Origin of the sequence: Bacteroides sp. AF34-31BH, assembly GCF_003602795.1 — a bacterium.
GTDB classification, from domain to species: domain Bacteria; phylum Bacteroidota; class Bacteroidia; order Bacteroidales; family Bacteroidaceae; genus Bacteroides; species Bacteroides uniformis.
This window is the reverse complement of record NZ_QTLV01000024.1, coordinates 1-12,594: the sequence shown is the minus strand read 5'-3', so window position 1 is coordinate 12,594 and position 12,594 is coordinate 1. Positions and strand designations below refer to the sequence as shown.

The window sequence follows — 12,594 nt, the reverse complement described above, 5'->3', positions numbered from 1 at the left end:
GTGGTACACGTTTCAAATGCTACCCGGGTCCCTTTTCAAGTGTTAGCTACAACCGATTGCGTAAATCAACTTGGTTCCCGGATCAAAATACGAAGTGACCATGTTGGTTGCTTCGGTAATGCCACCGATACCGTTACCCTGGGCGAAAGCCCCCATTGAAACCAGCAGCGTCATGGCTGCCAAAAAGAATCTTTTTTTCATGTGTCGAAACATTTAATTAGTGAGACAAAAAATCATTTCGACGACAAATATATAGCACTTAATTTATTGATTTACAAACCTTACGACCTATGACACCATATGTCATCACGTTACACCGGAAGGGGATTATTTATATAAATTGATGTAGTTAATCTACTTGCAATCAACATCTATAAAATTTATCAATATACTATATAAGATAAGCTAATCAATAATAAAATATGGCTAACTTTGTATTCTCTTAAACAAGCAAAATCAAAATGTTATGTGTATAATAAAAGAACTTTCATCAACTATTGATTTTATTAGTAGTTTTCAACAAAATGTTAAAATATCAGGGCTGCCATTTACAGATAGAAATGCTCAATTGTCTATCAATGATAGAGAATTGAGCCTTGATTTTCAGCTAACAACAGAAGAAGCTCTTAAAAGCTATAGCTCTGGATTCTTAAATCGTTTTTATGTAATAAGTAACAATGAAGATAAGTATGTAGTTCCAGATCAAAATGGAGTATTAAATGGAAGTATAAACTTAGGCAACTCTGATGCGGAATTACAAAATTATAATATTCGTATTTCACGATTGATGAATGGAAAATGGAATGAAAAAGAGAAATACTACTATAGATTTCTTTTGCCAATTGAAAAAGTTTTTTGGATTAGCGATATAAGAACTTTTGCTTATCAAACAGGTAGAAGTATGTATTTAGGTTTGATACCAATTAAATTTCCCGAAGGTGAAATTCAAATATATCCAGTATCTATAGGTGAACAGAAATATCTTGCAATAGAGTCTGAAATAAAATGTACTTATGAAATGATGCAAAAGTACATTTATTCAATTTCTTTATCATTGGGGTTAATTACGTCTACTATTCCTTTTGATTACGCATATATAATTGCAACAGAAACGGAAAACTTTACAGACGATTTAATATGCGGATTCACACAAATGAGACCAACTATTAAAGGACAATATAATTTCTTTACGACGAATATGTATTCTATTCGAGAATGTTTGAAAAGGAATCATGTTGATTATGCAATGAAACAACTGTATGATGGAGAAACATTTAAAGCCCATTTACAGGATTGGATACAGATTGATGAATTTGCAAAAATAGTCCTAATGTTATATGGAAAAGAAGCTTTAGCAAGAGCGACTTTGATTTTGATAGAATCATCCACTATGTCATTAGACTACCAAGGAGCAATGTGTGCTGTTGCGCTTGAAACAATTTGCTCAGCACTTGAAGATTCTAAAGATAAACCCTATATGAGCAATGATGATTGGAAAACAAAAGTAAAACCCTCGTTTGATGAATTGATCAATAGTCTTTGCAAAGAAAAAATAATTACAGAAGCTCATGCTGTCAATATGAGAAACAAATTAAATTCTTTTAATTTAGGATCAAATAAAGATAAGCTCTCTTTGCCATTCTCTAAAAGAAACTATACACTTTCAGAACAAGAAAAGGATGTAATTAATAGCAGGAATAGATTTCTTCATGGCCATATTCTTGGACATTGTTTTGAAGAGTCTTTTCAGGAAATAATGTACGCAAGTCTTGAATTACAAAAATTATGTGCATTATTGTTATTTCGAGAAAGTGGATTTCATGGATTGATTGTGAATAATGCTGTTTTGATGGGTCTTAACAAAGCCACTTCAGTAGAAGAACCAGTTTTAGTATAATTATCTTCTAATTTTTATGACAAAACATTTATATATAATAGGTAATGGTTTCGACCTTCATCACGAAATTAATAGTTCATACAAAGATTTTCAAGAATGGATGTATGAAAATAATCCTGATGTAATTGAAAAAGCCGATGAGATTTATGGGATTTGCGATGACGAATGGTGGTCTGACTTTGAAAATCAATTGGCATCTTTGGATACCGTAAGATATAGCAGTGAAATTGCATTTGAAAATCAACCGGATTTAGCCTCAGATCATTGTGATAGGACATGGAATGATGCTCAAATTGAAGTCGAGAATCAATTAGAAGAATTATATTCTGATCTTAGAAAGTGTTTTCATGAATGGATCATGCAATTGAAGTCTCCTTTGGAATCAAGAAAAATAGATTTAATTATTCCAGATTCTGTATTTATAAATTTTAATTATACCAAAACATTAGAAAATCTATACGGAATAAATCAGCACAATATCCTTCATATCCATGGATGTGTTGATGAAGATGAAGATTTTATTTTAGGTCACGGCAAAGGCTATGAAGAATTAAAAAGTATAAATACGGTTGATTTGCCAGAACCTCCAGAAGATCTATCTGCTGAAGAATTATCTGAATTTTACGAAGAACATGCAAGTGACGGACAAATGCTGCATGAACAACTTGCAGAAGATGCTGCAATTAGTGGCGTAGCTTCTCAGAGAAAACCTGTAGAAGAAATTATTAAAAAGCACAGCCAATTCTTCAACACACTTGCTAAAATAACCAATATACATGTTTATGGATTGTCATTGTCTGAGATTGATGTACCATACCTTCAACACATATCATCAATAGTCGGGCCTGCGAAATGGGAATTTAGTGACTATAAAGGTACTAATTTATTCAAAATTAAACGATTTTGCGAAAATAATAATATTCACAATTACAATGTCATAGAATTGGAGAGCATAATTGATACCGCACAACTAAAAATCCCATTTACTGATTTGTGACAATTGATTTTTGAAAAGGGCGCGCCGATATCACATCGACGCACCCCAAAGATGGCTACAAAAAGAAACAATTAAACAAATTCATTTATATCAAAAGTCTTCATCTTCTTGGATGTGGACTTTCGTCTTGCCAATGGTCTGCCTGAATCATCCAGACATTCATTAAGCAAACGGTGTATCTTTTCTTGATTGCTCAACTTGTCTGTAAGAAAAGAAAGTATAACCGTGTCCTGCATCTTGTGATGTATGGTAGAAGCTGCGCGGATGGCTTTCTGTTCATCGGGAGCTTCTGACATCAGTACATCTGCCACATTACTTATGTCCTCAAAAGTCATAGCCGTATCAAAATCCGGGTCAGATTGTGCATCCACAGGAGCCATCAATTCTTCCTTTTCTTCTTCAGTCAGTCCCTTTTCCTCCCGGATTACATCCTCCGGATTGATTTCTGAATCTTCTTCTATGGGCTCTTTTTTCATGGGCTCGGAACGTGTGGGAGTTTTTCTTACTACTTCCGGATCTTCCAAATAGACAATCTTTGTCTTGCCGATTACATCATCAGTAGCATAAGAAATTGCCGATAGGTCGTTTGGCGGCGTATCTGGTTTTGCCACTAGTTTCTTACGTCTTGCCTTTTTACGGGCATTACGTGCCTTTTGCTTCATACGTTTCTTGCGATATTTCCATAGTCTAATACGGACAATACGCATCAAACTATAGATTTTGTTCCATATACCATACATTTGCCGATTGAAAATGAATATCCACAAATGCCACAATATAAAAATCAAACAGACTATCTTTACTACGAAATATATTTTTTCTGCCATATCTAAAATGGTTTTAATGGTTTATAATACTCTTTGTTGTACAATTCATTGATTTCCTCCCAATGCTGTTGGATATGGTCCACGAGGATATTACTTATGTAACCGGATATGCTCATGTCCGGGGCAATGACCGGAAGTACACGCTTGATACATTCGGCAACTTCACGGTTTATATATACATGGGAACGGTTGGATGCGGGTATATTGACCAGATACTTTTCCCTATAGCTGCCTGTTTCCTCTTTCTTTTTCCGTGGCTTTGCGGAAACCGCTTTCTCTGAGGATGAATCGGCGGATTCTGTGACGGGAGGAACTTCCGGTTGTTTCGCATTTTCTTCAGCGGGCTTCTCCCTGCCGAAGACAGGTATGTCCCCGACAATGATATTCTTGAGGACATCCTCATTCACTTCCACTTTTTTCTTTGTCATGGCTGCATCAGTTTAAGTTTGACAATCAGTTCTTCCGCCAGTTCTGCGATGCCGCTTCCTTCCAGTTGCTTGGCAGGAGGTGACAGCAGCGTACAGCGGAAAAAGGCACGTTTGGAATGGGTGATTTCTTTCTCATAGCGGCACAAGTCAGGAAGCGTACTATCAAGTACGGTCAGGTGCAGTTCCTTCATTACATCCGAGTACGACTTGTAAATTTCCACATTGGTCCGTTTTTTCAGTCTATTCCAGAAGAAGATGATATCCTTGAGTGGAACATCTTTCATGTTCCTGATATAATCGAGTACCGTTGTGGAAAAAGCAAGCGTACTCTGCATGATGATAAGATCCGGAGTAGTAGGTGTCAGCACATAATCCATATTGACGATAGTACGGAATACCCCCGAGGATTCCACTGTTCCTGGCAGGTCCACGAAAATCAGGTCATAATCTCCGTTTGCCGCAATTTTGTCCGCAGCCTCCCTCGCTTTTTCCGCAGTGGAGCCGACAATAGGATATGCTTTCTTTTGTACGCGTTCCCATTGTTGTTGCAGTAATTGCTGGTAATAGGTACTGTTGGCGACAGCCTTCTTGTCTCGTTCCCTCATACGCACAAGGCTGTGCTGGGGTGAATCACAATCAATGATTGCCACGTTCAAGTTTTTCTCGAAATGGAAGTAGCTGGCAAGGACTACTGTAAGGGCAGATTTCCCGACCCCTCCTTTCTGGTTGCTGACGGCAACGAATAAAGGTTCTTTGCTCATAATTTTTCTTTTTAAAATGGTTATTAAATAATTGTCAGTTCCATCCGTCAATCCGTGAACGCTTCTTTCCAACCAACCGCCGGATGCTGCATCCGTTATCGGGTTTATCCATCATTCCAGCCGATAGCGCATCTGTTATCATATCCGGCTTTCCGTTAATGGTCGGACTGTTGGTCATGACATTCCGATAACTGTCATTTCCTACATTGTTTCCTCTATTCCGATCGCTAACGGAAGCATCAGACAATATGACCACTATTCCATTATCGGAAGTTCGGTTTCATCCGTTCACGCTGCAAATAAAAGGGTATTTTTTCATACCGGCACCATGTTTTAAGGGAGGTGACGACCTGTGTCACCGTTTGTCATCACGTTACATATAACTTGCTATTTTACAGTACAATAAACCGCCATAACTTTGCACCGACAACGAAACGGATACCGCTGCGGGGCTTTCCCGAAGCCGAAGAATGAGGCTGAAGGGTCAAACTCAATTTGACGGAAGGAAAATTCATGTTCAAGCGAACATAGCAAGTTGTGTTTTCGGCAGCCCGAAATATTTCGGGCAACCCAAAACAACTTGCCGCTCGCCTGACGGCTCGGGAGGGATTTCCTCCAAAGTCGGAAATCCATGACGGAAGATCAGAAACTGAAAAAACTCAATGCGTATGGAAGAAAACAAGAACAGAAAAGCAAGAAAAGGTGTAGGGCGGAAATCAAAATCCGACCCTGCCGTGTACCGCTACGGTATCAAATTCAATTCACGGGAGAACGCGCAATTTGAACTCTCATTCCAGAAATCGGGTATGGCTTACCGTGCGAGGTTTATTAAATCGGTACTTCTGAACAAGGAAATCAAGGTGGTCAGAATCGACAAGGCAGCAATGGACTACTACGTCCGTCTTACCAATTTCTACCATCAGTTCCAGGCCGTAGGCAACAACTACAACCAGGCGGTAAAGGCAATCAAGACCAATTTCGGGGAGAAACGGGCATACGCCCTGCTTCGCAATCTGGAAAAGGTGACCATAGATCTGGTGGTGCTGAGCAAGCGGATCATCATGCTAACCCGTGAGTTTGAAGAAACCTACCTTATCAAAAAACAGAGGGAGGAGGAATGACATGGTGGCAAAAATCAACAGGGGCGCGTCGCTCTACGGGGCTGTCATCTACAACCAGCAGAAAGTGAACGAGTCAACGGCACGCATCATTTCGGGAAACCGCATGATTGCCGATGTCACGGGCAATCCGGAACAGGTCATGAGGAACACGCTCTGGGCATTCGAAAATTACCTGCTTGCCAACAGGAACACGGAGAAGCCGGTGCTACACATATCGCTCAATCCTTCGGTGGATGACCGTCTCACCGATTCCCAATTTGCGGATTTGGCAAGGGAGTATATGCAACGCATGGGCTACGGCGACCAGCCTTACATTGTATATATTCACGAGGACATCGGCCGCAGGCATATCCATATCGTTTCCACCTGCGTGAACGAGAAAGGGGAAAAGATTGACGATGCCTACGAATGGAACCGCTCGATGAAGGCCTGTCGGGAACTGGAAAGAAAATTCGGTCTGAAACAGGTGGAGGACAAACGCAGGGAACTGCTGGAACCATATCTGAAGAAAGCGGACTATCAGAATGGCGATGTAAAGCAACAGGTTTCCAACATCCTTAAAAGCGTGTTCTCCACTTACCGTTTCCAGTCATTCGGAGAGTACAGCGCGTTGCTGTCCTGCTTTAACATCGAGGCGAAACAGGTTAGGGGCGAATTTGAAGGGACACCTTACAACGGCATTGTCTATACCATGACAGACAATACAGGCAAACCGGTATGTACGCCCATCAAGTCCTCCCTTATCGGAAAACGCTTCGGTTATGAAGGACTGGAAAAGCGTATTGGTTACAATACCCGTGAATACAAGAACAAAAAACGGCAGCCCAAAATACGGAACGAGATTGCACTCGCCATGCATGGATGCCGTGGCAACCGGGAGGATTTCATCCGCCTCTTGAACGGCCGGGGAATAGACGTGGTGTTCCGGGAGAACGGGGAAGGACGCATTTACGGCGCGACCTTCATCGACCACAGGAACAGGGAGGTCTATAACGGCTCGCGGCTCGGAAAGGAGTTCTCGGCAAATGCCTTTGAGCGCCTCTTTAATAATCCGGGCAATATCCCGAATCTGGATGCGCCCATGCCGGACACCGGTCTGCAAAGCGGATTCTCCTCCGACATGGAAAGTGCCATAGAACAGGCTTTCGGGATCTTCGACTTTGAAGCAAACGGTCCCGACCCGCAGGAAGAGGCTCTTGCACGCAGGCTGTATCACAAGAAGAAAAAGAAACGCCGCTCACGGGGCATCTCCTAAAAACAATATTCATTCACCATTAAAATTATATCGTTATGCAACAGGAAGATGATTTGAGAGGACTGGCAAAGGTCATGGAATTCATGCGTGCCATATCCATCGTGTTTGTTGTCATCCACGTCTATTGGTTCTGTTACCGGGCATTCGTGGATGCGGGTATCAATATCGGAGTGGTCGATAAGATACTACTGAATTTCCAGAGGACGGCGAGGCTTTTCAGCAACCTACTGGTGACAAAAGTGTTCGCCGTCATATTCCTTGCGCTGTCATGTTTGGGCACGAAGGGCGTGAAAAACCAGAAGATGACCTGGCGGAAAATATATACCGCCTTCCTTTCGGGGCTTGTATTGTTCTTCATGAACTGGTGGATGTTCGACCTGCCGTTCAGTCCGACAGTTGACGCCGCCATTTACACGGTAACGCTGACTGCCGGGTACATCCTTCTTTTGATGTCGGGCGTATGGATAAGCCGTATGCTGAAACACAACCTGATGGAGGACGTGTTCAATACCGCCAACGAGAGTTTCATGCAGGAGACACACTTGATGGAAAACGAGTATTCTGTAAATTTGCCGACCAAGTTCGTGTATCAGGGCAAGGAATGGGACGGATGGATCAACGTTGTAAACGTTTTTCGTGCGTCCATCGTGCTTGGAACGCCTGGCAGCGGGAAGTCCTACGCGGTGGTGAACAACTACATCAAACAGATGATTTCCAAGGGATTCGCTTTATATTTGTACGATTACAAATTTGATGACCTCTCGGTCATTGCCTATAACGAACTGCTTAAAAACATTGACAAGTACAGGGTCAGACCGGAATTCTACGTGATAAATTTTGATGACCCGAGACGCAGCCACCGCTGCAATCCCATCAACCCGAAATTCATGGCGGACATATCCGACGCTTACGAATCGGCCTACACCATACTCCTGAATCTGAACAAGACCTGGATTCAGAAACAGGGTGACTTCTTTGTGGAATCTCCGATTATCCTGCTCGCAGCCATTATCTGGTATTTGCGGATTTACAAGGATGGCAAATACTGTACCTTCCCTCACGCAATAGAGTTTCTGAATAAACCGTACGCAGATATATTTACAATCCTGACCTCATACCCGTCCCTCGAAAACTACCTCTCTCCCTTTATGGATGCCTGGCAAGGAGGCGCACAGGACCAGTTACAGGGCCAGATAGCAAGCGCAAAAATCCCGCTTTCAAGGATGATTTCACCGCAGCTATACTGGGTAATGACCGGCGATGATTTTACATTGGACCTGAACAATCCCGAACACCCGAAAATCCTTTGCGTGGGAAATAATCCGGACAGACAGAACATCTATTCGGCGGCATTGGGACTGTACAACAGCCGCATTGTAAAGCTGGTAAACAAGAAAGGGCAACTCAAGAGTTCCATCATCATAGACGAGCTTCCGACCATCTATTTCCGTGGTATCGACAACCTGATAGCCACCGCCCGAAGCAACAAGGTGGCTGTCTGTCTCGGTTTCCAGGACTTCTCCCAGCTGACCCGTGACTACGGTGAAAAAGAGGCGAAAGTGATCCAAAATACAGTCGGGAATATCTTCTCCGGGCAGGTGGTCGGGGAAACGGCCAAAAGCCTTTCGGAACGTTTCGGCAAGATTCTCCAGCAACGGCAGTCCATCTCCATCAACAGGCAGGACACATCCACCTCCATCAACACGCAGCTGGACTCGCTGATACCGGCATCCAAGATAGCCAACCTCTCGCAGGGCACATTCGTGGGCAGTGTGGCGGACAACTTCGGGGAAGAGATAGACCAGAAGATTTTCCATGCCCGTATCATAGTTGACAACGAGAAAGTAGCGGCGGAAACGAAAGCCTACAAGAAGATACCCGTCATCAACGAGTTCAAGGATGCGGACGGCAACGACATCATGCAGCAGCAGATAGAGCGTAACTATTCACGTATCAAGGCGGACGTGCTGCAAATAATTGAAGATGAAATGCAACGCATCAAGACCGATCCTGATTTACAGCACCTGATACCCAAAGAAGACAGCGACAGGAAGGAGGAATAGGATACCGCTGTTTTATTTCAGCCTGCAAAGGTCGCCCCGTGCCTGTCAGGATTGAGCAAGGCCGAGCCCTTATGGGTTTCCGCAAAAATCTTCCGCGCTCCGCTTGCGGTATTTTTCCGGAAAGCCTTGCACAATCCGGCACGGGACAGCGAGGCAGGCAAGAAATAAAATACCGGCTCACGAGCCGTGAAATGTTTAACTCAAAAATAAAAAGGTATGAGCAGAAGCAACTTCACCCCGATGAAAAGGTTCCACGAAATCATTGGACGTTATGGTCTGAGGCTGATGGAAGTCGGGACAAACCACCTGAGAGTATTTTCCGAAGGCCGGAAACTTTTCGACTACTATCCGCTGCGTATGAAACTCTTCGATTACCGGCAGTGGAAACAGCTTACCTATCCCTCGCTGATTGACGGAACGGACAAGTGGGAAACAGAGCTCGACAACATTATCAAAGAGCTTATGGTATCACAGCAATAAACAGCAGGATTATGAATGGCAATAACAGCAAGACGCTCGTTTGGGACAACATTCCCGAATGGGCGATTTTTGCATTGGAGTACGGCACCCGGGAGGAACTGTTCCTGTCTGATGAGGACAAGAAAATGATAACCAAGTTCATCGCTGAAAACTTTCCGAACGGCTACACCATGTCGGTGGATTGGGAGTCATACAAGGAATTTGACACCAATCCCGCTTTCGGGAAAGCATGTAAGACCTACAAGGTCACTTTTGTAATACCCAAAGAATAATAATATGAGAAAGATAACGTTGAGCGAATACAACGCCATCCCGGAAGACTATCGCGGGATTTGGACTGTCGAACGTTGGGACTTGCCGGATTGGGCGGATTTACGCGAAAAACATATCGGCAAACGTACCATGATGGCATATGACAACGGCACGTGCCTGCTGGTTGAAGGAATGGGGTTTGAAATCGTGGATGACAGCTCATGGAAAAAAACGGATGAGGTCAGGCAGGAAATAGGATGCCATTATTTGAAATTCTACAGCGGGCAAGGGCGCGATCCTCATTACGCGGATTGCGTCATCCGATGGCGTGACACGCTGGAAACGGAAGAGGCAAGGATTGCTTTGGCCATGGATTCCGATACGGAGAAGGATGACGAAATATTCTTTTACTGCGACAGTTTGGATGATTTGAAATCGTTGGCGGACAAAGGCGGGGAGGATTTTACCGTTGCCGGATGCCTCGGTTTCGGGATATACGAAGAACTGTTGCAAACAACTTAAAATGATCGGATATGAAAATCAGATGTCAGGAACCCTACGACAAGGTGGCAGAATATGCCAAGAGCATTGGCGACACGACCTTTCAGAATTGCATCGGACGCCTCAAGCAATGGGAGAAAAACTCCAACGGCAGGTATGAGATTGAGTTCTATTGGGATTTTGCGCCGTATTCATTCGGATTCGCGGAAAGGACGCCGGACGGGCGGAACGGTATCGTAGGTGGATTGCTCTACCACGGCAGACCGGATGAGTCCTTTGCCGTGATGATTGGAGGTCCGTTCCACGGATGGAGCATACATACGTAAAAAATTCCACTCCACAAGTTAATCCGTGATTGCGCGAAAAAAGTGCAGAGGTAATCAACATCCGATTACTTTTGCACCATTTTCACGCATTATTATACCATATATTATGTTAGATTTATAATAGATTTCCTTCAGTATCTTTAAGGAAATCTATTACATTAATGATTGATATGCCATCCGCATTCACATGAGAAGGGGTCAAACCTCCCACAATGACTATTTTAGGAAATCCATCTTTGATATGACGAAGGGAATTGGTTTCCTGGTCGATTTTTTCTTGAGTGGGCATATCAAGTGCAGACTGTATGTACACACGTTTGTCCCCACTGTTGCAAATGAAATCCACTTCCAGCAGTTTTCGCATTTTCCTTCCATCATCATTTGTTATTCTTACCTCAACTTGCCCTATATCAACTGAATACCCTCTGATGCGCAGCTCGTTATATATGATATTTTCCATCAGATGTCCACCATCAATCTGACGGTAGTTCAGACGGGCATTACGTAGTCCTACATCTTCAAAATAGTATTTTGAAGGCGTGTTGATGTAATGCTTTCCTTTAATGTCATATCGAATGGCTTTTTCCAACATAAAAGCATCCTGTAACATTCCAAGATAACTCTGTATGGTTGTATCTGAAATACTATGGCCTTTTACGGACTTGAATGTATTTTCAAGGTTTGTCGGATTGGTCAGGCAGCCTATATTGGAAGCGATAATATCTATAAGCTCACTCAAATCATCATCGTTCCTAATGTTGTAACGCTCTTTTATATCGCGTATATAAGTTCCTTGGAACAAGGATTTGAGATAATTTTCTTTTTCTTTTTTATTTGAAAAAGATACGACCTGTGGCATTCCTCCATAAATCATATAATCCTGTAGGGCAGAAAGTTCATTTGTGTACTGTCCTGCCTTGAGAAATTCCGAAAAACTCAGCGGATGGACTCTGATTTCATACCCTCGGCCACGAAATTCAGTTTTTACATCACTGGACAACATCCGGCTATTGCTTCCTGTCACGTATACGTCCGCATTTTTAATTTTCAGATAGCTGTTGAGTACATCTTCAAACTCAGGAACAAGTTGTATTTCATCCAATAGGATGTAATACATATCGTTATCTGTGATATGCCCATCGATGTAATCCAATAATATGTCCGGCTCTCTGAGGTGTTTACTACGTCGGTCTTCCAAATCAACCTGAATAATGTGCTCTTCATTCACACCGTTTTCAAGTAATGATTGTTTGAACAATTCAAATAGAAGATACGATTTTCCACAACGGCGTACACCGGTAATGATCTTAATCATCCCGTTGTGCATCACACTTTTCAGCTCCTGTAAATATTTATCCCTTGGTATAATCATGTTGCAAAAGTAGTGAAAATTATCAATATTGCAGCCATTCTATTGGAGAAAAATGGGAAAAATACCAATTTTCTCCAATAGAGGGCGGGTGTAAGCGAATCCTTGTTCATTATTTGCCCGCATTCATTAAAAATGAACAACCATAAATGAGCGAACAAAAAACATTTTTTATGTATTATCGTTCTGCAAGAGTAATCATTTTCTGATTACTTACGCAAAATGATTGCAATTTTCTTAGACTAAATGTGCATTTTTCCATATTCTGTAGCTAACACTTGAAAAGGGACCCGGAACAACATTTAAAAAGTGCCCCA

The 12,594-nt window shown here is 42.4% G+C and carries 14 protein-coding genes and 1 pseudogene; 9 read left to right on the top strand and 6 right to left on the bottom strand.

The window, feature by feature from the left end:
• Nucleotides 1-51 precede the first annotated feature (51 nt).
• A pseudogene (locus DWZ67_RS19730) lies at nt 52-201 on the bottom strand (DUF4134 family protein); the annotation flags it as partial.
• A gap of 265 nt (nt 202-466) precedes the next feature.
• Between DWZ67_RS19730 and DWZ67_RS19725 the strand changes: the two are divergent.
• Nucleotides 467-1,897 carry a hypothetical protein gene (locus tag DWZ67_RS19725; protein ID WP_025836297.1) on the top strand — a complete coding sequence of 477 codons (1,431 nt, stop codon included), beginning with the start codon at nt 467-469 and terminating at the stop codon, nt 1,895-1,897.
• Nucleotides 1,898-1,913: 16 nt separating this feature from the next.
• Nucleotides 1,914-2,894: a bacteriophage abortive infection AbiH family protein gene (locus tag DWZ67_RS19720; protein WP_120139552.1), complete on the top strand. Its 981-nt coding sequence runs from the start codon at nt 1,914-1,916 to the stop codon at nt 2,892-2,894.
• 71 nt (nt 2,895-2,965) lie between these two features.
• On the opposite strand, the gene DWZ67_RS19715 is transcribed toward DWZ67_RS19720, so the two are convergent.
• From DWZ67_RS19715 to DWZ67_RS20320, 4 genes are read right to left on the bottom strand one after another with little or no spacing between them, the layout of a single operon-like run.
• Entirely contained in the window at nt 2,966-3,721 is a 756-nt protein-coding gene (locus DWZ67_RS19715; RefSeq protein WP_120139551.1) for a DUF4122 family protein, read from the bottom strand.
• 2 nt (nt 3,722-3,723) lie between these two features.
• On the bottom strand, nt 3,724-4,149 hold the full coding sequence (locus tag DWZ67_RS19710; RefSeq protein ID WP_120139550.1) for a DUF3408 domain-containing protein: 426 nt from the start codon (nt 4,147-4,149) through the stop codon (nt 3,724-3,726).
• Nucleotides 4,146-4,910, bottom strand: a complete 765-nt coding sequence (locus DWZ67_RS19705) for a ParA family protein (protein WP_120139549.1) — start codon at nt 4,908-4,910, stop codon at nt 4,146-4,148. The genes DWZ67_RS19710 and DWZ67_RS19705 overlap by 4 nt, the downstream gene beginning before the upstream one ends.
• Nucleotides 4,911-4,944: 34 nt before the next feature.
• On the bottom strand, nt 4,945-5,166 hold the full coding sequence (locus tag DWZ67_RS20320; RefSeq protein WP_207888818.1) for a hypothetical protein: 222 nt from the start codon (nt 5,164-5,166) through the stop codon (nt 4,945-4,947).
• Nucleotides 5,167-5,572: 406 nt separating this feature from the next.
• Here DWZ67_RS20320 and mobA point away from each other — a divergent pair, with 406 nt between their 5' ends.
• The 7 genes from mobA to DWZ67_RS19670 all read left to right on the top strand — a co-directional run bounded on the left by mobA (nt 5,573) and on the right by DWZ67_RS19670 (nt 10,908).
• Nucleotides 5,573-6,031, top strand: coding sequence for a conjugal transfer protein MobA (gene mobA, locus DWZ67_RS19700; RefSeq protein WP_004310651.1), 459 nt, complete (start codon nt 5,573-5,575; stop codon nt 6,029-6,031).
• 1 nt (nt 6,032) lies between these two features.
• A complete protein-coding gene (gene mobB / locus DWZ67_RS19695; protein WP_005680459.1) occupies nt 6,033-7,286 on the top strand; it encodes a conjugal transfer protein MobB in 1,254 nt (417 codons plus the stop codon).
• 35 nt (nt 7,287-7,321) lie between these two features.
• Complete coding sequence (mobC, locus tag DWZ67_RS19690) at nt 7,322-9,349, top strand: conjugal transfer protein MobC (protein WP_120139548.1); 2,028 nt, start codon at nt 7,322-7,324, stop codon at nt 9,347-9,349.
• 216 nt (nt 9,350-9,565) lie between these two features.
• Nucleotides 9,566-9,829, top strand: coding sequence for a hypothetical protein (locus DWZ67_RS19685; protein ID WP_008765489.1), 264 nt, complete (start codon nt 9,566-9,568; stop codon nt 9,827-9,829).
• A gap of 11 nt (nt 9,830-9,840) precedes the next feature.
• The gene (locus tag DWZ67_RS19680) at nt 9,841-10,101 is read left to right on the top strand and encodes a DUF6926 domain-containing protein (protein WP_004310021.1); all 261 of its coding nucleotides are present in this window, start codon (nt 9,841-9,843) and stop codon (nt 10,099-10,101) included.
• 4 nt (nt 10,102-10,105) lie between these two features.
• The gene (locus DWZ67_RS19675) at nt 10,106-10,603 is read left to right on the top strand and encodes a hypothetical protein (protein WP_004310022.1); all 498 of its coding nucleotides are present in this window, start codon (nt 10,106-10,108) and stop codon (nt 10,601-10,603) included.
• An 11-nt stretch (nt 10,604-10,614) separates the two neighbouring features.
• A complete protein-coding gene (locus DWZ67_RS19670) occupies nt 10,615-10,908 on the top strand; it encodes a DUF4120 family protein (protein WP_120139547.1) in 294 nt (97 codons plus the stop codon).
• 115 nt (nt 10,909-11,023) lie between these two features.
• Here DWZ67_RS19670 and DWZ67_RS19665 read toward each other — a convergent pair whose 3' ends face one another.
• Nucleotides 11,024-12,280, bottom strand: a complete 1,257-nt coding sequence (locus DWZ67_RS19665; RefSeq protein WP_004310024.1) for an ATP-binding protein — start codon at nt 12,278-12,280, stop codon at nt 11,024-11,026.
• Nucleotides 12,281-12,594 lie beyond the last annotated feature (314 nt).

Excerpts from the sequence above, each read along its gene's own strand:
- DWZ67_RS19725 (WP_025836297.1), top strand. The coding sequence starts at position 467 with ATGTGTATAATAAAAGAACTTTCATCAACTATTGATTTTATTAGTAGT.
- DWZ67_RS19720 (WP_120139552.1), top strand. The coding sequence starts at position 1,914 with ATGACAAAACATTTATATATAATAGGTAATGGTTTCGACCTTCATCAC.
- DWZ67_RS19715 (WP_120139551.1), bottom strand. The coding sequence starts at position 3,721 with ATGGCAGAAAAAATATATTTCGTAGTAAAGATAGTCTGTTTGATTTTT.
- DWZ67_RS19710 (WP_120139550.1), bottom strand. The coding sequence starts at position 4,149 with ATGACAAAGAAAAAAGTGGAAGTGAATGAGGATGTCCTCAAGAATATC.
- DWZ67_RS19705 (WP_120139549.1), bottom strand. The coding sequence starts at position 4,910 with ATGAGCAAAGAACCTTTATTCGTTGCCGTCAGCAACCAGAAAGGAGGG.
- mobA (WP_004310651.1), top strand. The coding sequence starts at position 5,573 with ATGCGTATGGAAGAAAACAAGAACAGAAAAGCAAGAAAAGGTGTAGGG.
- mobB (WP_005680459.1), top strand. The coding sequence starts at position 6,033 with ATGGTGGCAAAAATCAACAGGGGCGCGTCGCTCTACGGGGCTGTCATC.
- mobC (WP_120139548.1), top strand. The coding sequence starts at position 7,322 with ATGCAACAGGAAGATGATTTGAGAGGACTGGCAAAGGTCATGGAATTC.
- DWZ67_RS19685 (WP_008765489.1), top strand. The coding sequence starts at position 9,566 with ATGAGCAGAAGCAACTTCACCCCGATGAAAAGGTTCCACGAAATCATT.
- DWZ67_RS19680 (WP_004310021.1), top strand. The coding sequence starts at position 9,841 with ATGAATGGCAATAACAGCAAGACGCTCGTTTGGGACAACATTCCCGAA.
- DWZ67_RS19675 (WP_004310022.1), top strand. The coding sequence starts at position 10,106 with ATGAGAAAGATAACGTTGAGCGAATACAACGCCATCCCGGAAGACTAT.
- DWZ67_RS19670 (WP_120139547.1), top strand. The coding sequence starts at position 10,615 with ATGAAAATCAGATGTCAGGAACCCTACGACAAGGTGGCAGAATATGCC.
- DWZ67_RS19665 (WP_004310024.1), bottom strand. The coding sequence starts at position 12,280 with ATGATTATACCAAGGGATAAATATTTACAGGAGCTGAAAAGTGTGATG.